Annotated in this window: 18 protein-coding genes and 2 tRNA genes; 15 read left to right on the top strand and 5 right to left on the bottom strand. The window is 60.7% G+C overall.

Going from position 1 to position 20837, the window contains the following annotated elements; all coding sequences use genetic code 11:
* Positions 1–90: 90 nt before the first annotated feature.
* Complete coding sequence (locus tag ACQKP1_RS08985) at positions 91–318, bottom strand: hypothetical protein (RefSeq protein WP_203015565.1); 228 nt, start codon at positions 316–318, stop codon at positions 91–93.
* Positions 319–504: 186 nt separating this feature from the next.
* Positions 505–579, bottom strand: a tRNA-Asn gene (locus ACQKP1_RS08990).
* Between the two features lie 164 nt (positions 580–743).
* Between ACQKP1_RS08990 and ACQKP1_RS08995 the strand changes: the two genes are divergently transcribed.
* Together ACQKP1_RS08995 and ACQKP1_RS09000 are read left to right on the top strand one after the other, a co-directional pair.
* The gene (locus tag ACQKP1_RS08995) at positions 744–1025 is read left to right on the top strand and encodes a hypothetical protein (protein ID WP_203015567.1); all 282 of its coding nucleotides are present in this window, start codon (positions 744–746) and stop codon (positions 1023–1025) included.
* 154 nt (positions 1026–1179) lie between these two features.
* Positions 1180–1407, top strand: a complete 228-nt coding sequence (locus ACQKP1_RS09000) for a hypothetical protein (RefSeq protein ID WP_427274983.1) — start codon at positions 1180–1182, stop codon at positions 1405–1407.
* 79 nt (positions 1408–1486) lie between these two features.
* Here ACQKP1_RS09000 and ACQKP1_RS09005 read toward each other — a convergent pair whose 3' ends face one another.
* The gene (locus tag ACQKP1_RS09005) at positions 1487–2167 is read right to left on the bottom strand and encodes a hypothetical protein (RefSeq protein ID WP_427274984.1); all 681 of its coding nucleotides are present in this window, start codon (positions 2165–2167) and stop codon (positions 1487–1489) included.
* Positions 2168–2368: 201 nt separating this feature from the next.
* Between ACQKP1_RS09005 and ACQKP1_RS09010 the strand changes: the two genes are divergently transcribed.
* The 7 genes from ACQKP1_RS09010 to exoR all read left to right on the top strand — a co-directional run bounded on the left by ACQKP1_RS09010 (position 2369) and on the right by exoR (position 10540).
* A tRNA-Cys gene (locus ACQKP1_RS09010) sits at positions 2369–2442 on the top strand.
* Between the two features lie 210 nt (positions 2443–2652).
* Complete coding sequence (locus ACQKP1_RS09015; protein ID WP_427276427.1) at positions 2653–3321, top strand: protein-L-isoaspartate O-methyltransferase family protein; 669 nt, start codon at positions 2653–2655, stop codon at positions 3319–3321.
* A 195-nt stretch (positions 3322–3516) separates the two neighbouring features.
* Positions 3517–4485: a DUF2497 domain-containing protein gene (locus ACQKP1_RS09020; protein WP_427274985.1), complete on the top strand. Its 969-nt coding sequence runs from the start codon at positions 3517–3519 to the stop codon at positions 4483–4485.
* 114 nt (positions 4486–4599) lie between these two features.
* Positions 4600–7530: a valine--tRNA ligase gene (locus ACQKP1_RS09025; RefSeq protein WP_427274986.1), complete on the top strand. Its 2931-nt coding sequence runs from the start codon at positions 4600–4602 to the stop codon at positions 7528–7530.
* Positions 7531–7964: 434 nt separating this feature from the next.
* Complete coding sequence (locus tag ACQKP1_RS09030; RefSeq protein WP_427274987.1) at positions 7965–9203, top strand: OmpP1/FadL family transporter; 1239 nt, start codon at positions 7965–7967, stop codon at positions 9201–9203.
* 231 nt (positions 9204–9434) lie between these two features.
* The gene (locus ACQKP1_RS09035) at positions 9435–9716 is read left to right on the top strand and encodes a hypothetical protein (protein WP_427274988.1); all 282 of its coding nucleotides are present in this window, start codon (positions 9435–9437) and stop codon (positions 9714–9716) included.
* 62 nt (positions 9717–9778) lie between these two features.
* A complete protein-coding gene (exoR, locus tag ACQKP1_RS09040; RefSeq protein WP_006728589.1) occupies positions 9779–10540 on the top strand; it encodes an exopolysaccharide production regulator ExoR in 762 nt (253 codons plus the stop codon).
* A 73-nt stretch (positions 10541–10613) separates the two neighbouring features.
* On the opposite strand, the gene xth is transcribed toward exoR, so the two are convergent.
* Together xth and erpA are read right to left on the bottom strand one after the other, a co-directional pair.
* Positions 10614–11399 carry an exodeoxyribonuclease III gene (gene xth / locus ACQKP1_RS09045; protein WP_427276428.1) on the bottom strand — a complete coding sequence of 262 codons (786 nt, stop codon included), beginning with the start codon at positions 11397–11399 and terminating at the stop codon, positions 10614–10616.
* 5 nt (positions 11400–11404) lie between these two features.
* Positions 11405–11737, bottom strand: a complete 333-nt coding sequence (gene erpA, locus ACQKP1_RS09050; protein ID WP_427274989.1) for an iron-sulfur cluster insertion protein ErpA — start codon at positions 11735–11737, stop codon at positions 11405–11407.
* Positions 11738–11933: 196 nt separating this feature from the next.
* Here erpA and ACQKP1_RS09055 point away from each other — a divergent pair, with 196 nt between their 5' ends.
* The 6 genes from ACQKP1_RS09055 (at position 11934) to scpB (ending at position 20836) form a co-directional block, all read left to right on the top strand.
* Positions 11934–13151 carry a deoxyguanosinetriphosphate triphosphohydrolase gene (locus tag ACQKP1_RS09055; protein ID WP_427274990.1) on the top strand — a complete coding sequence of 406 codons (1218 nt, stop codon included), beginning with the start codon at positions 11934–11936 and terminating at the stop codon, positions 13149–13151.
* A gap of 60 nt (positions 13152–13211) precedes the next feature.
* On the top strand, positions 13212–14972 hold the full coding sequence (gene argS / locus ACQKP1_RS09060) for an arginine--tRNA ligase (protein WP_427274991.1): 1761 nt from the start codon (positions 13212–13214) through the stop codon (positions 14970–14972).
* A 65-nt stretch (positions 14973–15037) separates the two neighbouring features.
* On the top strand, positions 15038–18073 hold the full coding sequence (locus tag ACQKP1_RS09065) for an SPOR domain-containing protein (RefSeq protein WP_427274992.1): 3036 nt from the start codon (positions 15038–15040) through the stop codon (positions 18071–18073).
* Between the two features lie 126 nt (positions 18074–18199).
* The gene (nagZ, locus tag ACQKP1_RS09070; protein ID WP_427274993.1) at positions 18200–19228 is read left to right on the top strand and encodes a beta-N-acetylhexosaminidase; all 1029 of its coding nucleotides are present in this window, start codon (positions 18200–18202) and stop codon (positions 19226–19228) included.
* Positions 19229–19299: 71 nt separating this feature from the next.
* Positions 19300–20097, top strand: coding sequence for a segregation and condensation protein A (locus ACQKP1_RS09075; protein ID WP_203019995.1), 798 nt, complete (start codon positions 19300–19302; stop codon positions 20095–20097).
* Positions 20098–20101: 4 nt separating this feature from the next.
* The gene (gene scpB / locus ACQKP1_RS09080) at positions 20102–20836 is read left to right on the top strand and encodes an SMC-Scp complex subunit ScpB (protein WP_427274994.1); all 735 of its coding nucleotides are present in this window, start codon (positions 20102–20104) and stop codon (positions 20834–20836) included.
* Position 20837: the final 1 nt, after the last annotated feature.

Consider the following 20837-nt stretch of genomic DNA (forward strand, 5'->3'; position numbering starts at 1 on the left):
GTTGGCTTTCAAAGCCATACGAAGGGTCACCGCGACAAGATCACGCTGCCATCACAAATCTGGGTTTTCGGCCGCGACGGGAAGCGGCGCTCAGGCGGCGGAGCGTGCGGTGGCGACCCGTCGGGCCTGTTCGGTCCGCAGCATGGCCATTATCTGCTGGGCATTTTCGCGGACATAGAGGCGATGCAGCTTTTCGGCGACTGGGGCGGTGGTCAGCAGACAGGTATAGCCTTCCCGCTCATACCAGCGGAAATCCACCACATTGTCCATGTTGACATAGAAGGGAAAGCCGTCCCCATCGTGAAGCTCAAGCCACATCGGCCGTCCTCCTTGCATTCTTACAGGTTCGAAGACGGAGTTAGCAGCCAAAGGTGAAGAGGGGGTTTCGGAACCATTGCCGGAAAGATCACCCAAGATCTTGTAGGTCTAAGGTTTGGCAGGCAGCTGAGGTGTCCGGAATCAAAAAGCCCGCTGCCTTTGTCAGGCGCGGGCTTTGAAATAAGATGGCTCCCCGGGCCGGATTCGAACCGGCGACCTGTCGATTAACAGTCGAATGCTCTACCGCTGAGCTACCAGGGAACAGCCGCTTGGCGCGGTGTGAGCGGGGTAATACTGATGCTCGCTCCGTTTGCCAAGCGGTTTTTCAAAAAAAATGTCATCGTCTTGTTTTTATTTGTGGGCTCACCATCTGGAGGGCGGTGGGAAAGGGGCCCAAAACCGCCGAAACGCAGGGAGTCTCGTGAATGCCAGAACGTCGCTATCGGCTCGACCAGCAGCGAGGTCGCCTTGTGCTCGGCAAGCTCGAAATCCCCGTTCCCCGTTCCAGGGCGGGTCGAATCGTGACGGGAACGGCGCTTGTCGGCGGTGGCTTTCTGGGCTTTCTGCCGATCCTGGGCTTCTGGATGCTGCCGCTTGGCCTGATCGTTCTCTCTCATGACCTACCGGCCGTGCGCCGCCGTCGGCGACGCATGACCGTCTGGTGGACCCGTCGCAAGGACACGCCGCGCCCCGGCCCTGAGGACTGAGGCACGCGAAGGAGCACATGTCATAGTGAAATGACCTGATGGTTCCAACCCGATACGCTGGGTGGACTCAAACGGGATACCGAACACGGCAGTCGCCGTCTGGTTCCCGGAAAGGTCAAACGACATGAGAATATTCATTCAGGCGGAGAGTTCCTTGATTCTGACGCCGAAAGATTTTCACATCATCGATCACGCGATGCGGGCGGCCGAACCGGCCGAGCCCGCTTATTCCGATGACGGCCACCGCGAAGCGGTGGGCAAGGCGGTGATCCGGCTCTATACATCCGGCATGACCGATCCCGGACGCCTCGCCGAAGCCGCCAGCACCATGGCCGCAACACGCCTGCTCGATCGTCGTCGCTGGCCGACGCATTCCTCGTGAGGGTGTGAAGTGGTCCGCGTGCGGACGGAAGGACTCTACCGTCCGCAAGAGACTTAAAATCTCTTGGACCTTGTCGCGACTATGTAAAGTTTAAGTTCAGGCCGAGCTTTTGATTTAATGTGCGGAGCAATAAGTCCCGTGCGTTCCTAGCCTGAGCCTCATCCTTGTCGGCTCTTTCTGCTAGAACAACCGCGAGCTCTGTGACTTCATAGAATAGCAGCTCCGCTGGCGACCCAGCCTCGAAGGCGAGGGTGCCAATGCCCGACGTCATATCTAGCCCCCGGGAATGCGCTGCGTCGTGCAATTGATCCCTCTTGGTTGCGTAGAGGCTCCAGACAGGGAGGATGCTGTTATGGATTGCGTCCTGGGACATGACTTCGTTGAAGGTGTCAGCCTCTCCAAGGCCAAGTAGCATGCTCATTTCCCCGGGTTCGAACCTTACGGGATCCGTCAGGTTTGCAAGCGGCCGGAGCACTGTCGAGAGCCTATCCACTCCCGCAGAGACTTGGAGCGCTCTTGCCTCGTCCACATGGTTTTTCAGATGTGCGAGGTTGTTCCAAACAGAGAGCATCTTGAAAAACAGACTGTATGCCAACGCCTTGTTCTCATCCTGTCGAGCCTCCTTTCTGGCTACCCTTGCTTCTCGCAGTGCCCGCAGTTGGACGAAGTAGGCAATAACCCCACCGACCACGGCGCCGACGATCGCGGCCCAAAACTCCGAGTTGAACAAACATAATGCTTCGCATGCGGTGGCCTGCACGATTGCCCCCTTACTCCCGAATGACGAGCTGCCAGCATCGACTCCATAGGCCCTTTTACTCTTATCGTAGAGGGGGCTGCCGGGAACCCATCGCGAACATCATTTCAGAAAATTAAAAGGACGAATTTCAGAAAATGGGTCTTGCGGATTTCCTAGAACGCGTCTAAATCCGCGCCACCACACGCACTTTTCTACCCGGATGGCCTCGTGGCGGAGTGGTGACGCAGAGGACTGCAAATCCTTGTACCCCGGTTCAATTCCGGGCGAGGCCTCCATCCGAACTTTCTCTCTCTATCATCTGGTCTACGCTGGACGGCATGGATATTGTCGGTTGTCCGGCTTCTGTCGTGTCGACTGCGTCACATGGCGACCGCGATATTCTCGTGTGCGAGGAGAAGACCGGCTTGAAAGCGCCTCGCCCTGCAATTAAAGACACGGGTGGAATAAGCCGCTATGGCCGGTCGACACGGGGCGCGAATGAAATGATGGATTACGTAGCAGCACGCACCAAGATGGTGGACAACCAGATCAGGACGACGGACGTCACGTCCCATTCCGTGCTGACCGCCTTTCTTTCGGTGCCGCGCGAAGCCTTCGTTCCGGCCGAGCTGAAGCCGCTCGCCTATATCGACGAGGACATGCAGGTGGCGCCCGCCGCCAATGGCAATCCGGCCCGTTACATCATGGAGCCGTCGCCGCTCGCCAAGCTTCTGCAGCTGGCCGCCATCACCAAGGATGACCTGGTGCTCGAGATCGGCTGTGGCGCCGGTTATGCCGCAGCCCTTCTGTCGCTGCTGGCTGGGTCTGTCGTGGCGACCGAGAGTGACGAGGCGCTTGTGGCCCGGTCGACCGAAACGCTCTCCGAACTCGGTTATGACAATGTCGCCGTCGTCTCCGCCAAGCTGGAAGACGGTTATGCCGCCGAAGCACCCTATGACGTCATCTTCGTCAACGGTGCCGTCGAGGAGCTGTCGGAAACCCTGCTGGCGCAGCTGCGCGAGGGTGGTCGTCTTGTCGCCGTCGTCGGTTATGGCAATGCGGCCCGCGCCCGCCTCTATGTCAAGAACGGCGGTATCACCTCCCACACCGAGTATTTCAATGCCGCCGTGAAGCCGCTGCCCGGTTTCCGGAAGGCCGCCGAATTCGTGTTCTGAGGCGCAACGTTTACAGAGACCATGCAAGGCCCGCCACGTGCGGGCCTTTTCGTTGGTGCGCAACAAAGCTGTGCATCACGGCAATTCATTCAGCGCACGTGATTTTTTTCGAGAGGCGCGTATCCTAGGGTGAGCGCGAATCGGTGTGGGTGCTTGTGTCCCGACCGAGAATTTCTGAGGACAACGGGGATTAGTATGGCTCAGCCAAGCGTAGCGCGTGAACCGTCCATGGAAGAGATCCTGGCATCCATCCGCCGGATCATCGAGAGCAATGATCCCGTGAACGGTGGAAGCCTGACGCAGGATGCAGCGTCGCTGACCGACGATCAGGGCGAAAGCGACGAGGACATGGGCTATGACGGCGGCGAATTCGTCCCGGCCAACGATGCCGGTTCCGCTTTCCCCCTGTTTCCGCAGCGGGACATGGAGCGCGCCGAAGTCGAGCCGCGTCGCGAGCCGGTCCTCGATCAGGCTCCGGAAGCGCCCAAGAGCGTGTCGCTCGCCGATCTCGCGGCCCGTGTGCGATCGGCCTCCGAGCGCACGGAGCGTCCGAGCGCGCCGCAATTGTCCAACACGACTGCCCATGTGACGGTCTCACAGCCACGTCGCGACAGTGAGTTTTCGGCGGCTGATGCGCAGCACAGGGCGCCGGCGCCTGTCATGTCGACACGTCTCTCGGAGATGCGCGACCAGCAGCTGCGCCCAACGATCGCCGCCGAACCGGCTCAGGCACCAGTCAAGCGTGCCGAACAGGAAGCCGAGCGCCCCGCAGAACCGTCGCCGATCGCGCGCATGGCCCATGTTGAGGTTCGCGCTGAGCGCAGGGAGCCGGCCTTCCTGGAACCCGATATGGAGCAGGCAGGGCCGTCGTTCGAGGTGGACATGCAGGTATCTGCGGCTTCCGACGATATGCATCAGAACACAGAAAACGAGGGACGGGATCTGACCGCCCTTGTTTCCGCCGCAACCGTCGAGCAGGTTTCGCGTTCCTTCTCCGAACTTGCCGCCGCCTTTGACGGCAGCGAGCGCCGTTCGCTCGACGAGGTCGCCGAAGAAATGCTGCGTCCGATGCTGAAAGACTGGCTCGACGACAATCTGCCGACGCTGGTGGAACGCCTCGTGCGCGAAGAAATCGAACGCGTCGCCCGCGGTCCGCGACGCTGACCGAACTCCCTTTGGGGATCATGGGCCGCTCGCAAGAGCGGCCTTTTTTATTGACTTGGTTTTGTCAGTCCTATTTACCAAGCCACATCCAGAACTCGAAAATCCGGTCGGAAAATGCTCGAAAAGACCTATGATTCAGCCGCCGTCGAACCGAAGATCGCGAAAGCCTGGGAAGACGCCGATGCGTTTCGCGCCGGCGCCAACGCGAAGCCGGGCGAGGACACCTTCACCATCGTGATCCCGCCGCCGAACGTCACCGGCTCGTTGCACATGGGCCATGCGCTGAACAACACGCTGCAGGACATCATGGTCCGCTTCGAGCGCATGCGCGGCAAGGATGTGCTGTGGCAGCCAGGCATGGACCACGCCGGCATTGCGACCCAGATGGTCGTCGAGCGAAAGTTGGCCGAAAACGGCCAGAACCTTTCGCGCCGCGACATGGGCCGCGAAGCCTTCATCGAAAAGGTTTGGGAGTGGAAGGAAGAATCGGGCGGATTGATCTTCAACCAGTTGAAGCGTCTCGGCGCCTCCTGTGACTGGTCGCGCGAACGCTTCACCATGGACGAGGGCCTGTCGGCCGCCGTTCTTGAAGTCTTCGTCACGCTCTACAAGGAAGGCCTGATCTATCGCGGCAAGCGACTGGTCAACTGGGATCCGAAGTTCGAGACCGCGATTTCCGACCTCGAGGTCGAAAACAAGGAAGTTGAAGGCCATATGTGGCACTTCAAATATCCGCTCGCGGGTGGGGAAACCTATACCTATGTCGAGAAGGATGAAGACGGCAACGTCACCTTCCAGGAGGAGCGCAACTACATCTCGATCGCGACGACGCGGCCTGAGACCATGCTCGGCGATGGCGCCGTCGCTGTTCATCCGTCGGATGAGCGTTACGCCGCAATCGTTGGAAAACTTTGCGAGATCCCGGTCGGGCCGAAGGAGCATCGCCGCCTGATCCCGATCATCACCGACGAATATCCGGATCCGAAATTCGGCTCCGGCGCCGTCAAGATCACCGGTGCCCACGACTTCAACGACTATCAGGTCGCGCGCCGCAACAAGATCCCGCTCTATCGCCTGATGGACACCCAGGCGAAGATGCGCGACGACGGCGAGGATTATGCCGTTTACGCAGCGCGCGCGCTGGAGATCGCCAAGACCGGCCATCTGCCGAACGAGGCTGAGGTCGACGACATCAATCTGGTGCCGGACGAGTATCGCGGCCTCGACCGCTACGAGGCCCGCAAGCGCATCGTCGATGCGATCAATGCGGAAGGCCTCGCGGTCACCGTCAAGGACGCTGAAGGCAACGACGTGCCCTTCGTCGAGAACAAGAAGATCATGCAGCCCTTCGGTGACCGCTCTGGCGTCGTCATCGAGCCGATGCTGACCGACCAGTGGTTTGCCGATGCCAAGACGCTGGCCGAGCCGGCGATTGCCTCCGTGCGCGAAGGTCGCACCAACTTCGTTCCGAAGAACTGGGAAAAGACCTACTTCGAGTGGATGGAAAACATCGAGCCGTGGTGCATCTCGCGTCAGCTCTGGTGGGGTCACCAGATCCCGGCCTGGTATGGCCCTGACGGCCAGGTCTTCGTTGAGAAGACCGAGGAAGAGGCGCTGCATTCGGCGATCCAGCACTACATCGCCCATGAAGGCCCCTGGAAGGCCTGGGTCGAAGAGAAGCTCGAGAATTTCCAGCCCGGCGAGATCCTGACCCGCGACGAGGACGTTCTCGACACCTGGTTCTCGTCGGCGCTCTGGCCCTTCTCGACGCTCGGCTGGCCGGACGAGACGCCGGAACTGGCGAAGTATTACCAGACCGACGTTCTGGTCACCGGCTTCGACATCATCTTCTTCTGGGTCGCCCGGATGATGATGATGGGCCTGCACTTCATGAAGGACGAGGACGGCAAGCCGGTCGAGCCCTTCCACACGGTCTATGTACATGCGCTGGTTCGCGACAAGAACGGCCAGAAGATGTCAAAGTCCAAGGGCAACGTCATCGACCCGCTGGAACTGATCGACGAATACGGTGCCGACGCGCTGCGCTTCACGCTGGCAATCATGGCAGCCCAGGGCCGCGACGTGAAGCTGGATCCTGCCCGCATCGCCGGCTACCGCAACTTCGGCACCAAGCTGTGGAACGCCACGCGCTTTGCCGAGATGAACGGCGTGAAGGCCGATCCGTCCTTCCTGCCGGAGACGACGTCGCTCGCCATCAACCGCTGGATCCTCACCGAGCTTGCCCGCACGGAAGCCGAGGTAACCGAGGCGATCGAGAATTATCGTTTCAACGATGCCGCGGGCAGCCTCTATCGTTTCGTCTGGAACCAGTTCTGTGACTGGTATCTGGAATTGCTCAAGCCCGTCTTCATGGGCGAGGACGAACAGGCGAAGAAGGAAGCGCAGGCCTGCGCGGCCTATGTGCTCGAGCAGATTTACAAGCTGCTGCACCCCTTCATGCCCTTCATGACGGAAGAGCTCTGGGCCCATACGGCAGGCGAGGGTGTGTCCCGTGATACGCTACTCTGCCACGCCGACTGGCCGACGCCAGAATTCTCCGATGAGAATTCGGCAGCTGACATCAACTGGCTGATCGATCTCGTCACCGGTATCCGCTCTGCCCGTTCGGAAATGAACGTGCCGCCGGGCGCGACAGCCCCGCTCGTCGTGGTGGGTGCCAATGGCGTGACCCAGGAGCGGTTGATCCGTCATGATGCGGCGATCAAGCGTCTCGCCCGAGTCGAGGCGATTACCGTTGCCGATATCGCACCGAAGGGCGCCGCCCAGATCATTGTCGGCGAGGCGACCGCCTGCCTGCCGCTGGGTGCCCTGATCGATCTCTCGGCCGAGAAGGCCCGTATCGAAAAGGCGATCGCCAAGGTGGACCAGGAACTGGGCCGCATCGCCGGCAAGCTTAGCAACGAGAAATTCGTCGCCAATGCCAATCCGGAGGTGGTCGCAGCGGAACGCGAGCGCCAGCAGGAGCTTGAAGTGCAAAAAGCGAGCCTATTGACTGCGCTTTCGAGAGTTATCGAGGCAGGTTGATCTGCCTTAGTCTCAGGAATGAAATTCTAAAGGCCGGATTTCACATCCGGCCTTTTCTTTTTGCGTCGCACCATGAGCAGACAATTGCTTTGCTATCTTCCATATCGATTCTGACCGTTATCTTGTTGCTAATGCTCGATTTGCCTGCAGCCGCGATGCGAAATGCATAAATTTCGCCCAAATCGATGATCGGCAAAACTGTGGCGTGCATGCAACGCAGGGCGACATCCGTAAAATCGTTTTCTCAAAAACCAGAATCTATGGCAATATTTGAGATTATTTGTCCACGGCTGCGGCATTTTGACGTGCGCGTAAGGAACGTTACGTAAAAATTTCTGCAAGGGAACATTCCTGTGATGCCGATCACCGGATTGCCATCCTGTCGCACATGTCTAGTATGCCAAATCACAGTTTTGCCTGAATTGGGGAGAGATATGGCGAACCATTTGATGAAGACAACGGCCCTCGGCCTGATCGCAGCATGCGCATTCGTGGGAGGCGCGCAGGCAGGCGGTCTTGAACGTGGCGGTTACAACATCGACCTTCTGTTCGATCCGGGCCAGTATGTGTTCGAGAGCGGCGTGACCTATGTTGCGCCGGATCGCACGCTCAAGAATGTGCGGGATACGGATACTTCAAATCCTACGGGGCCGACCTCTCCAAACGGCGGTGGGGACCTGAATAGCAGGTCAAATTCCGTTGGAGAGACCGAGAGCTACTTCGTGCCGCGTATTGGCTTCAAGGCGGGTGTGACGGAAGGCGTAGCCTGCATGGCTGATTATTCGCAGCCATGGGGCGCGCACACAAAGCCTGGCACGAACTGGGCCGGCGCCAACCAAAACGTTGAGACGAAGGTTAACAGCCACAACTATGCGCTGACGTGCTCGTACAAGTTTGACGTGGGGCCGGGTCAAATGCGTATCATTGGTGGTGCGTTCTATCAGGAAGTTGATGGCTTCAAAGAACGCATTGTCGTAAACCCAGCCCTCTTGCCAGGAGGCAGAACGGGTATCGGTCGCCTAGATCTTGAAGGCGATGGATACGGCTGGCGCATTGGCGCAGCTTACGAGATCCCAGAGTACGCACTTCGGGCCAGCCTTGTGTACAACAGCCAGGTCAAGTTGGATGACATTACAGGCACACTGGACTTGCGTCAGGTAGGTGCTACATCGATCGAAAACGTCTATGGATCGGCGGCCATGCCAGACTCCATCGAAATGAAGCTTCAGTCGGGTATCGCGCCTGACTGGCTGGCCTTCGGCTCGGTGAAGTGGACCGATTGGAGCCAGCTGCAGCGTATCCGCTTCTTCAATTCGACAACGAATGCGGAGCGCACTTCGCTTGACCTGGCCTATCGTGACGGCTGGACGGTCAGTGGCGGCATCGGTCACAAGCTTAATGACCAGTGGAGCGTTGCAGGTTCCGTGACTTGGGATCGTGGCACTTCTCAGGGCTTCGGTGCTCAGAGCGACACATGGATCTTCGGTACTGGTGTGTCCTACACGCCGTCGGAAAATGTTGAGTTCCGTCTCGCAGGTGCCGTCAGCCTGCTGACGTCGGGTAGTTCGGGCCAGATCACCACTGGTGGTGAAACCTATGGCAGCGACGTCTCCTATGACTTCGGCACCGACCTCGCAGCCGCCGTCTCGACGTCGCTCAAGGTTCGCTTCTGATCTCTGCGAAATCAAATCGATCGAAGCCCGGCTTGTCCGGGCTTCTTTCGTTTGGGGCCGTGCTGCGGTTTTTCAGCTTTCCGGAATGTGATGATTCTGCAACATCGCGTCTATCCTTCCCGCCGGACCGCGCAACGGGTAAATTTGTCCATTTCCCGCCACAAACAAAGAGCACCGGTGTTTCAAGAAACGGCGGGGGCTGTTTCAAGTGGGTGGTGTTAAGAGTTTCACATGAGCCTCTGGGGCGAAAAATCGGTGCTGATAGCAATGACTTCGGTCGTTTTTGGGGAGCGGCCAGACTGTCTCGAAGGGAAATTGGATGGGGCGCGATCGATCGCCCCGGTCTTGCCGGAAATCGGGTCTAGTCTCTTCTCCATGCAGACGAAAACACAAAAGAGCGGTGACGGAAGCTCCGATCGGGCAACCGGTCATGAACCGTCTATTCATCGGTCGGATGTATTCTTCAAATCGGGCGCAGGCGAACTCGCCGCACAAGCGGGGCGAGGCTTCTGATGTCCATGATGACTTGGAAATTGTGCGGACCCATGCGTCTCGGTGACTGGAAGACTTCGGCAATGCTTCTGACGGCGGCTCTTCTGCTGTCGTCGAGCCCGTCCGCCCGCGCGTTCGACATCAATACCGGCGTGAGCAAGGAATCCGGTCCCTTCGATCTCTTCAAGTTCGGCTTCAATGCCTACAAGAAAGGCCAGAAGGAAGAGGCCGTCGAGGCCTATCGCTATGCAGCGGAAAAGGGTCATACCGGATCGCGCTGGGCGCTCGCCAACATGTATGCGGCCGGCGACGGGGTGGTCGAAAACGACTTCGAAGCCTTCAAGATCTATGCGGAAATTGCCAATCAGGGTGTAGAGCCGGGTTCTGCTGATACTGGTTTCTTCGTCAACGCCCTTCTTTCGCTCGCCCGTTATTACCGGCAGGGCATCCCGAACAGTCCCGTCAAGGCGGACCTCGCCCAGGCCCGGCAGATCTATTTCCAGGTAGCATCGACCTTCGGCGTGCCGGAAGCGCAGTTCCAGTTGGCGCGTATGATCCTCGCAGGCGAAGGCGGCAGGGTGAATGTCCAGCAGGCCAAGAAGTGGCTGAACCTGGCGCGCAAGAGCGGCCATGCCGGCGCCATGTCGATCTTCGGCAATGTGCTTTTCGAAGAGGGGCAGACGGTGCGTGGTCTCGCCTTCCTGACGGCGGCGCTGGAGCGGTGCAATCCGAAGGATTGTCCCTGGATGCAGGATCTGCAGGAGCGGGCTTTCTCTCTGGCCAACGAAGAGGATCGCCGCGTGGCGGTGGCCCTGGCTCCGGAAGTTTTCGAGCAGGCCGACTGAACCATTCAAGCCGAACATCATATGAAAATGGGCGCTGCGGCGCCCATTTCTCTGTCTGCGATTGGTCCTGGTCTCAGAAGGCGAAATGACCGACGACCGGCACGTGGTCCGACGGCTTTTCCCAGGCCCGCACGTGTTTTTCGATCGCGGTCGAACGCAGCCGGTCGGAAGCCTCGGGCGAGAGCATCAGGTGGTCGATGCGGATGCCATTGTTCTTCTGCCAAGCGCCCGCCTGATAGTCCCAGAAGGAGAAGAGCGGCGTCTCGTCACTCGTCGCACGCACGGCATCAACGAAGCCAAGGTTTTCAAGACGGCGAAAGGCCGCCCGTGTCTGCGGCAGGAAGAGTGCATCCGTGACCCACTGGCTCGGGTCCTTGGCATCATGCGGCTCGGGGATGACATTGTAGTCACCGGCAAGGATCAGCGGTTCTTCGAGCGCCATGCGGTCGCGCGCAAAGGCCTCGAGGCGGGCCATCCAGGCGAGCTTGTAAGGGTATTTGACCGGGTCGTCGGACGGATTGCCGTTCGGCAGGTAGAGCGAGGCCACGCGCACGACGCCGCCATCGACGGAAAATACGCCTTCGATGAAACGCGCCTGCTCGTCTGTCTCGTCACCCGGCAGGCCGCGGTTCACTTCGTCGGGCTTGATTTTGGAGAGCAGTGCGACGCCGTTAAAGCCCTTCTGGCCGTGCGTCTCCACGTGATAGCCGAGCGCCTCGATCTCTCCACGCGGAAAGCCTTCATCGACAGATTTGATTTCCTGAAGGCAGGCAATATCGGGATCGCTATCCTTCAGCCACTGGCACAGGTTCTCGATGCGCGCCTTGACGCCGTTGATGTTCCAGCTGGCTATTTTCATCATGCTCATACGGAAAAGCTGGTGCCGCAGCCGCAGCTCGCCACCGCATTGGGGTTCCTGATCTGAAAGGACTGGCCGAGCAGATTGTCGACGAAGTCGATCTCGGAGCCTGCCATGTAAATGATCGACATCGGGTCGATCAGCACGGTGGCGCCGTCGCGGCTGATCACGATGTCGTCGCCAGCAGGCTGGCCGTCCAGGTCGAACTTGTAGGAAAAGCCAGAACAGCCGCCGCCTTCGACGGAAACGCGAAGCGCCGACTTCTCGGCATCAGCGGCAACGATCGCGGCGATTCGCTTCGCTGCGGCTTCGGAAAGGGTAACGGTTTCGGTGCTCATTCTGCCTCCTGCCGGGTTCAAGGCCCGGTGAAAACGGTTCTATTCGGCGCAAATCACCACAATGTCACGCAATTGCGCGACTTTTGATCCGGCGAAACGGCCCGAAGACCCTTCGGAACCCGCATCGCCTTGCGGCTTTGTCCGCTATAGGTATGAAGGCACAAGAGTTGCGTCAATGGGGAGCAAGCGGCACGGCATGACGATCGATCAAGCAGCATTGGGTTTCGGGACCGGAGAGCGGGCAGTCTACGCGACCAATCCCTGGGCGAGCCGTGGCCGTCTCTTCGAAGAAGGGGGAAGCCTCACCCGCTCCGAATTCCAGCGCGACCGTGACCGCATCGTCCATACGACCGCCTTTCGCCGCCTCAAGCACAAGACCCAGGTCTTCATCGGCCCGGATGGCGACCATTACCGCACGCGGTTGACCCATACGATCGAGGTGGCCCAGATCGCACGCGCCTTGGCCCGCGCCCTGAAGCTCGATGAGGACCTGGCGGAAGGGGTCGCGCTCGTTCACGACTTCGGCCACACGCCCTTTGGTCATACGGGCGAGGACGCATTGCACGAGGTGCTGGAGCCCTATGGCGGCTTCGACCACAATGCCCAGTCGCTTCGCATCGTCACCAAGCTCGAACGGCGCTATGCCGATTTCGACGGCCTGAACCTGACATGGGAAGCGCTCGAAGGTCTGGTGAAGCATAACGGGCCGCTGCTGACGAAGGACGGGCAGGGGACACGCGGTCCGGTTCCGCAGCCGATCCTCGATTATTGCGAGATCCATGATCTGGAACTGGCGAGCTTTGCAGGGCTCGAAGCCCAGGTCGCGGCGATTGCCGACGACATCGCCTATAACACCCATGACATCGATGATGGTCTGCGTTCCGGCTATTTGACCTTCGATATGCTTGAGGATGTGCCCTTTCTCGCCGGTCTGATGAAGGAGGTGCGCGACCGCTATCCGCATCTCGATCCCGACCGCTTCACCCATGAGATCATGCGCCGGCAGATCACCCGCATGGTGGAAGACGTGATCGGCGTGGCACAGGACCGGCTGAAACAGGTCGAGCCGCAGAGTGTCGAGGAGGTGAGGGCGGCCCCCATGACCATCGCCACCTTCTCCGATCGCATGGCCGAGACCGACAAGGCAATCAAGAAGCTGTTGTTCAGCCGTATCTACCGCCACCCCGACATCATGCGCATTCGTGCGGCGGCCGCCGAGATCGTCACCGATCTTTTCAACGCCTATATGAACGACCCGAAGCTGATGAAGAGCCACTTCTGGGTGAACCATATCTCGGGCCTAAATGATGGTCAGAAGGCCCGCCATGTCGGCGACTATCTGGCCGGTATGACCGACACCTATGCGGTGCGAACGCATCGCGAGCTGTTTGACCGGACTCCCGAATTGCGATAGGCAGCCGACAAAATTCTTCAGAGAACGCCGGGGCTGAGCTTCGGCGCGCAGGAACACGCCATGAACCTTTTCGCCGATTTCGAAATCCGGATCAAAGCAGCGCTAGACGAGATCGAGGCGGTGCGCGAGAAGCGCGACAGCCTTGACTTCAACCGCATCGTCGTCGAGCCGCCGCGTGATCCGAGCCATGGCGATGCTGCGACCAATGCTGCCATGGTGCTTGCCAAGGGCATGGGCATGAACCCGCGCGCGCTCGCCGATCTGATCGGTGAGAAGCTGAAGCAGGATCCCGATATTGCAGAAGTCGGCGTTGCTGGCCCCGGTTTCATCAATATCCGTCTTTCGGTCCCCTATTGGCAGCGTCTGCTGGCGACCATGATCCGTCAGGGAACCGATTTCGGCCGCTCCACGGTCGGCGCCGGCCATAAGGTCAATGTCGAATATGTTTCGGCCAATCCGACCGGCCCGATGCATGTCGGTCACTGCCGTGGCGCCGTCGTCGGCGATACGCTCGCCAATCTGCTCGGTTTTGCCGGCTACGAGGTGACCAAGGAATACTACATCAACGATGCCGGCGCGCAGATCGACGTGCTGGCCCGCTCGGCCTTCCTCCGCTACCGCGAGGCGCTCGGTGAGGATATCGGCGAAATCCCCGCTGGGCTCTATCCGGGCGACTATCTGGTGCCGGTCGGCAAGGCGCTTGCGGACGAATACGGCACCAAGCTTTACGGCATGCCGGAAGAGGACATGCTGGCCATCGTCAAGGAAAAGGCCATCGATGCGATGATGGTGATGATCCGCGACGATCTCGCGACGCTCAACGTGCATCACGATATCTTCTTTTCCGAGCGCACGCTGCATGCCAACAATGCCGCGAAGATCCGCACCGCGATCAACGACCTGACCTTCAAGGGCCATGTCTATCGTGGCACGCTGCCGCCGCCGAAGGGGCAACTTCCGGAAGACTGGGAAGACCGCGAGCAGACGCTGTTCCGCTCGACCGAAGTCGGTGACGATATCGACCGTCCGCTGATGAAGTCGGACGGCTCCTACACCTATTTTGCGGCCGACGTCGCCTACTTCAAGGACAAGTTCGATCGCGGCTTCTCCGAGATGATCTATGTGCTCGGCGCTGACCATGGCGGTTATGTGAAGCGGCTCGAGGCCGTCAACCGGGCCGTCTCGGAAGGCAAGTCAAAGCTGACGGTGCTGCTGTGCCAGTTGGTCAAGCTCTACCGTGATGGCGAGCCCGTGAAGATGTCGAAGCGCTCGGGCGACTTCGTGACGCTGCGGGAAGTGGTCGAGGAAGTCGGCCGTGATTCGGTGCGCTTCATGATGCTCTACCGGAAGAATTCCGAGCCGCTCGATTTCGACTTCGCCAAGGTGACCGAGCAGTCGAAGGACAACCCGGTCTTCTACGTGCAGTATGCCCATGCCCGGTGCATGTCGATTCTGCGCCAGGCGAGGGAGGCTTTCCCGGACCTCGACATCGAGCAGCTCGATCTGGCCAGTGCGGTAATGGGACGGATCGAAGATCCGACGGAACTCGCCCTGATTGGCAAGCTTGCCGAATATCCCCGGATCATCGAGGCGGCAGCACTGTCGCAGGAGCCGCATCGACTTGCATTTTACCTGCATGATCTGGCAAGCTCGCTCCATACTCACTGGAACAAGGGCAAGGATTCGCCCGAATTACGCTTTGTTAACGATAAACATAGAGAATTAACCATCGCCAGGCTTGGGCTGGTGCATGCTGTCGCCTCCGTGTTGAAATCGGGACTGGCCATTACTGGCACCGAAGCACCGGTAGAAATGCGATAGTATCGTCACCAATTCCCCACATTGCGCTGGCAGGCGTTGAGTCGCGTGAGTGAGTGGAACAGGTAATGGTACAGAAGCAGGCTGCAAACAGCATTCGATCGCAGGGCGACGGTTTCGCGGATGATGATCCGTTGGCTGAACTCGCCCGCATCGTTGGGTTCGATCAGCCGCTGAAGCGTGAGCCGGTTGTCTCGCTTCCGCAGGTGCCCGACATGGGGTCGGCCGAATTCAATCTCGAAGACGAATTGATGCGCGAGTTCGAGGGCTATGAAGCCTCGCCTGCGCCGGCTGCCTATGCGCCGCCGCTGTCCGCTCCCGAGCCGGTGGTCTCACGCCCGGCGCCAGCCCTTGTCGAGAGCGTCCCTGCGACCCACTATCGCGAGGAGCCCCGATTTGAGCCGGAGCCCATGGCTTCCTATTCTGCGCCGCAGGCCGCCTACGAGTCAGAGCCGGTCGAATACCCGGAGCCGGTCTCCTACGTCGAAGATCCCTATGTTTCCGACATGGACCTGTCCGTCGCAGATGCCCCGGAGCTTGGTCGTGTCGATGATGCGCCTGTCGCGGCGCGGGTCGAGCCGGAGATCGCCTTTGATCTTGCCGACGAGCTGGAATTCGCTGTCGCTGATGCCGATGTGCGTTCGGTAGAGCCGGTTGCGCCTCAGCAGCCGACTCAGGCCGAGGCGCCGCGTCTGCGGCTGCCGCTTGCGAATTTTTCCGCCCAGCCGGTCCGTCGTGCAGAGCCTCAGCTTGCGGTCGAGCCGCCGCGCGAAACCCCAGCATTTGATCTGTCGGACTTTGATGCGCCAACCGCGCCCTCGATTTCCGTCGCGCAGGAGCCGGTGGCGCTCGATTTCGGTAAGGCAAGTTTCGACTGGGGCTCTGGCCCGGTCGAGCCTATTCCGGCAAGCGCTCCGGTAGTGGAGCGGATCGAGCCCGTTGTTGCTCCGGCTATTTCGGCTGGTGTCAATGACTTTGGCTTGGAACCCGAGCCTCGTGCGGCGCAGCCGGTCGCAGCGTCTGCGCCGATTCCGGCGGCGGCTGCTTTGGACCGCGACGATGCCGAGTTCAGCTTCGATTTCCTGAACGAACTGGCGATCGACGAGGATGTCGATGTTGCGCCCCAGGCCTCAGAGCCTGTCGCTCAGCGCGCTGCCCCTGTGGTTGCCGAGGAGGAATTCGATCCCTTCCAGGATCAGGAATTCGATCTGCAGCTTGACGATATCGAACTTGATCTTTCGGAGCTCGATGTAGCGCCGCAGAAGCTTGCGCCTGTCGTCAGTGCCGCTGCATTCGCGGCGGCGCCTGCTGCCCCAGCGTTCGCGCCGGCTCGGGTCGAACCTGCGGTGACAGCGGCACCGTCATACGCTGCTGCGCCTTCTGTGCCTGCCTATGTCGCTGCACCAACCGTTTCGGCTTCCGCCTTCGCTGCGGCCGTCGCTCGTCCTGCGGTGGATAACCACGTCGTCGAGCCAGCTCCGTCAAGCGCGCCCGCGCGCCCTGCAACGCCGATCGATGACAGCTTTGCTTTCGATCCGTCCGAGATCTCCGAGCAGGACGACTTGCTGGAAACCTTGAGCGGTATGGACGTGCCGGACGTTCCGGTGGCCGACGCACGACCCACCCCAGCGACTCAGCCGGACTACGACATCGATATCGATGCGGAGCTCGCGACCTTGTTCGAAGAGCCCGTGGTTCCCGCAGCTCGCCAGCCGGCCCCGGCCGCAGGCAGCCGTGTTGCTGCAGCGGTCGCACCGGCAGCCGCAGTGGGTGTTCGCCCAGCTGCCGCACCACTCGACGATTTCGACGCTTTCGAAAAGGCATTGGAAGAAGATTTCCGCACCTCAATGACCTCCTCGGGCGCTCTGGAGCCAGAAAGCCGTGGTCACATCACCATCTCAGGTGAGGGGCAGGGCTTCCGGTTCCGTCACATCAAGCCCTATTTGATGGCGGGCACAGCCGTGATCGTGTTGCTCGCAGGCGCTGGCGGCCTCTATGCCTGGCTCGGAAGCGGTGCTATCGGCACGCTGAGTGGAGGTGAGCCGCAGGTGATCGCTGCCGACAAGTCGCCGGTGAAGATCGTCCCTGACGATCCGGGCGGCAAGTCCGTCCCGAACCAGGACAAGGCCGTTTATGATCGGGTGGCTGGCAATGGGGTCGAAGATCCCACGCAGCCTAGCTTGATTTCCTCGCAAGAGCAGCCAATCGATGTCGTACAGCGTACCCTGATCCCGGAAACGCTGCCGATGGATGGTGGAAGCGAAGCCCTGGCGACACCGGTCGGAGAAACCGAGGATCCGCGTCTGCTCCCCGATGGCCAGCCGCCGCAGGCCGCCGCCGAAGACCCGGCGACGATCACGCCGCGCAAGGTGCGAACGATGATCGTTCGTCCCGACGGTACGCTGGTTGCACAGGAAGTCCCGGTCGAATCGGCTCCGGCTTCGGTCCAGACGGCGTCCGCGCCTTCGTCTCAGCCGGCAGCCGACGCTCCGGTGCTCGCGCCGCCGAGCGTGCCGAATAGCAATGCCGGTGATGCCGTCAGAACGGTCGACACGCGCGTTGTGAACCCGGACGCTGCGGCGTCGGCGTCGTCGGCGGCTGCGCCTGCTGCGGCGACGACCGCTCCAGCTGAACTGGCCGCAGCCGAGACGTTATCGGCTCCCGCAGATGCGACTACGTCGCGTGCACCGGTTCCGACGACCCGTCCTGCAGACCAGCCGGTCAACGTCGTTGGCACAGTGACGGATCAGGGCAATCTTCGCGCGTCTGCGACGGCACCGGCGCAGCCGGCCGCTCAGGCTGAGGTTGCCGCCGCATCTCCGGCCGCTGCAACGCCTGCGCCGGCCTCGACTGCGCCGGCTGGAAGCTTCGGCGTACAGATCGCGTCCTTGCCGTCCGAAGCCGACGCGCAGAAGAGCTACCGCAGCCTGTCCTCCAAGTTTGGCAACGTGTTGGGAGGCAAGCCCTGGGAAATCCGTCAGGCGGACATCCCCGGCAAGGGCACCTTCTACCGCGTCCGCATCGTCGCAGGCTCCAAGGATGAAGCCGTGGCGCTCTGCGAGCAGTATCGTGCCGCCGGTGGCAGCTGCCTCGTTTCGCGCTGAGGTCGGACCCGATTTTAGAATCTTGAAGAGGCGGAACCGCGTGTTCCGCCTCTTTTCTTGTGTATGAGGGGCTAGGCTCTCTTCCGGTCCCTTCGGCTTTTTCATCCCCATCGATATGGTCTTTCCATGACAGCACAGTCCCGCCCCGCCAAAGCCATGATCCTCGGTTGCCTCGGCCAGCGCTTGAGCGCCGACGAGAAGGCCTTTTATCGCGATGAACAGCCCTGGGGTTTCATCCTCTTCGGTCGCAATATCGGCGAGGCCGAGCAGGTCAGGGATCTGGTTGCCGAGATGCGCGAGACCGTCGGTGGCGGAGCAGAAGTGCCGGTCCTGATCGACCAGGAAGGTGGGCGTGTGCAGCGCATCCGCGAGCCGATCGCACCGCGTTATCCTTCCGGCGCAGACCTCGGTGCGCTTTACGATCGGGATGCCGAGAAGGGCTTGCGCGCTGCCTGGCTGATGTCGCGTCTGCATGCCTTCGATCTTTATCGCCTCGGCATCAATGTCGATTGCCTGCCCGTTCTCGACGTGCCGATTGAGGGGGCAAGCAATGTCATCGGCAATCGTGCTTATTCCAACGACCCCTATGTCGTCGCGAAGATGGGACAGGCGGCAGCCGATGGCCTGAAGGCCGGTGGCGTCCTGCCGGTCATGAAGCACATGCCGGGACACGGTCGCGGTATGGCCGATAGCCATCACGAGCTCCCCGTCGTGACCGTCTCGCGGGCTGAACTGGAAGCCCATGATTTCGTGCCCTTCAAGGCGCTGGCGCACGAGTTGATGGGCATGAGCTGCCATGTCGTGTATACCGACATCGACCCCGATCATCCGGCCTCGACCTCGCGCATCGTCATTGAGGAGATCGTGCGCAAGGCGATTGGCTTCGAGGGCCTGCTGATGTCCGACGACATCTCAATGAATGCGCTGGAAGGCACGATTGGCGAGCGAGCAGTGCGCATCGCCGCTGCACTTGATGTTGTCCTGCATTGCCACGGCCATATGGACGAGATGAAAGCCGTCGCGGCTGCCGTGTCCGAGCTGTCTAGCAAGGCGCGCGAACGTGCGGATGCCGTCGAAGCCGCTCTCGTCGGCCCGGACGCTTCTGACGAGCAGGCGCTGCGCGACGAATTCGCCAGACTCATGGCGGTGGCCTGATGGTGCGCGGCCCTGTCCAGCCGACGGTTCTGAACCGGTCCTCCCAGGGGGAGACGCCGGTCCCGACGCCGATGGACAGCCTCTGGCAGGACACTGCCGAGGAGAGGGCCGCGAGTGACCCCGCTCTTCTGATCGATGTCGCTGGCTTCGAAGGACCGCTGGATCTCCTGCTCTTCCTCGCCCGCAACCAGAAGGTCGATCTTGCCCGCATTTCGGTGCTGGCATTGGCGGAGCAGTATCTGCTTTTCATCGAGAGCGCCCGGCGCATCCGCATTGAGCTTGCCGCCGACTATCTGGTGATGGCCGCCTGGCTCGCTTATCTGAAGTCCCGCCTTCTGATCCCGCAGCAGCCGAAGGATGATGGACCCTCGGGGGAGGAAATGGCCCAGACGCTTGCCTTCCGCCTGAAGCGGCTGGAAGCGATGCGCGAGGCCGCGAACCGCCTCATCAACCGCAATCGTCTCGGGCGTGATGTCCACCCGCGCGGCGCACCGGAGCATGTGCCCTCGCGCGCAGTGAGTGCCTATGAGGCGTCACTCTACGACCTGCTGACTGCCTATGCCTCACTTCGCCAGCGCCAGGCGATCACGCAGGTGACCATCGAGAAGCGTCGTGTCTGGTCGCTCTCGGATGCGCGCGGTATCCTGACCCGCATGATCGGCGAGATTTCCGACTGGACGGCGCTCGACCATTTCCTGCTGCGTTATCTGCCGAGCCCGGAGGAGCGGGTGACTGCGATCGCCAGCGCCTTTGCAGCCTCGCTCGAACTGGTGCGCGAGGGACGCCTCGAAATCCGCCAGGACGGCGCCTTCCAGCCGATCTACATGCGCAGCGGCCCTAAGGCCGAGGCACTCAAGGCGGTGGAGTAAGCCCATGGCCGATGTCGAGGACCTTGAGCCGGAAGAGGGTGGGGATGCCGAGGAAAGCGGTCACGCCGCCTCCCTGCGCGCCGAACTCGACCGCCGCGAGGCGTTGCGCATCGCAGAAGCCCTCGTTTTTGCATCGGCCCAGCCGGTCTCGACGACGTTCATCGAGGAGCGCCTGCCGCGCGGCATTTCCGCAACCGATATCCTTCACCAGCTGAAAGAGGACTATGCCGCGCGCGGCGTAAACCTCGTTCAGGTCGATGACCACTGGGCGTTCCGTACGGCGGCAGATCTGTCCTTTGCCATTCGTAACGACGAGGCCGAGGTCAAGAAGCTCTCGCGGGCCGCCCTCGAAGTCTTGGCCATCATTGTCTATCATCAGCCGGTCACCCGTGCCGAGATCGAGGACATCAGAGGCGTGCAGACGTCCAAGGGCACGCTTGACGTGCTGATGGAGGCGGGCTGGGTGCGATTTCGCGGGCGGCGTCGTTCGCCGGGCCGTCCTGTTACCCTTGGCACTACGCGCGATTTTCTCGATCATTTCGGCCTGGAAGAGCTGCGCGATCTGCCGGGTCTCGAAGAGTTGAAGGGGGCAGGGCTGCTCTCTGGCCGCATCCCCGCAAACTTCAATATTCCGCTTCCCATGACCCATGACGATCTGACCGACGAGGAAGATCCGATCACGCAGCTTGACCTCGAAGAACTCGGCCTCTTGACTCCGGGCGGTGAAGCAGAGGAATAGG

It is taken from the genome of Allorhizobium sp. NPDC080224 (assembly GCF_050281005.1).
Classification (GTDB): domain Bacteria; phylum Pseudomonadota; class Alphaproteobacteria; order Rhizobiales; family Rhizobiaceae; genus Allorhizobium.

Coding starts and splice junctions, on each gene's coding strand:
- ACQKP1_RS08985 (WP_203015565.1), bottom strand. CDS start 318: ATGTGGCTTGAGCTTCACGATGGGGACGGCTTTCCCTTCTATGTCAAC.
- ACQKP1_RS08995 (WP_203015567.1), top strand. CDS start 744: ATGCCAGAACGTCGCTATCGGCTCGACCAGCAGCGAGGTCGCCTTGTG.
- ACQKP1_RS09015 (WP_427276427.1), top strand. CDS start 2,653: ATGGATTACGTAGCAGCACGCACCAAGATGGTGGACAACCAGATCAGG.
- ACQKP1_RS09020 (WP_427274985.1), top strand. CDS start 3,517: ATGGCTCAGCCAAGCGTAGCGCGTGAACCGTCCATGGAAGAGATCCTG.
- ACQKP1_RS09025 (WP_427274986.1), top strand. CDS start 4,600: ATGCTCGAAAAGACCTATGATTCAGCCGCCGTCGAACCGAAGATCGCG.
- ACQKP1_RS09030 (WP_427274987.1), top strand. CDS start 7,965: ATGGCGAACCATTTGATGAAGACAACGGCCCTCGGCCTGATCGCAGCA.
- ACQKP1_RS09035 (WP_427274988.1), top strand. CDS start 9,435: ATGAGCCTCTGGGGCGAAAAATCGGTGCTGATAGCAATGACTTCGGTC.
- exoR (WP_006728589.1), top strand. CDS start 9,779: ATGCTTCTGACGGCGGCTCTTCTGCTGTCGTCGAGCCCGTCCGCCCGC.
- xth (WP_427276428.1), bottom strand. CDS start 11,399: ATGAAAATAGCCAGCTGGAACATCAACGGCGTCAAGGCGCGCATCGAG.
- erpA (WP_427274989.1), bottom strand. CDS start 11,737: ATGAGCACCGAAACCGTTACCCTTTCCGAAGCCGCAGCGAAGCGAATC.
- ACQKP1_RS09055 (WP_427274990.1), top strand. CDS start 11,934: ATGACGATCGATCAAGCAGCATTGGGTTTCGGGACCGGAGAGCGGGCA.
- argS (WP_427274991.1), top strand. CDS start 13,212: ATGAACCTTTTCGCCGATTTCGAAATCCGGATCAAAGCAGCGCTAGAC.
- ACQKP1_RS09065 (WP_427274992.1), top strand. CDS start 15,038: ATGGTACAGAAGCAGGCTGCAAACAGCATTCGATCGCAGGGCGACGGT.
- nagZ (WP_427274993.1), top strand. CDS start 18,200: ATGACAGCACAGTCCCGCCCCGCCAAAGCCATGATCCTCGGTTGCCTC.
- ACQKP1_RS09075 (WP_203019995.1), top strand. CDS start 19,300: ATGGACAGCCTCTGGCAGGACACTGCCGAGGAGAGGGCCGCGAGTGAC.
- scpB (WP_427274994.1), top strand. CDS start 20,102: ATGGCCGATGTCGAGGACCTTGAGCCGGAAGAGGGTGGGGATGCCGAG.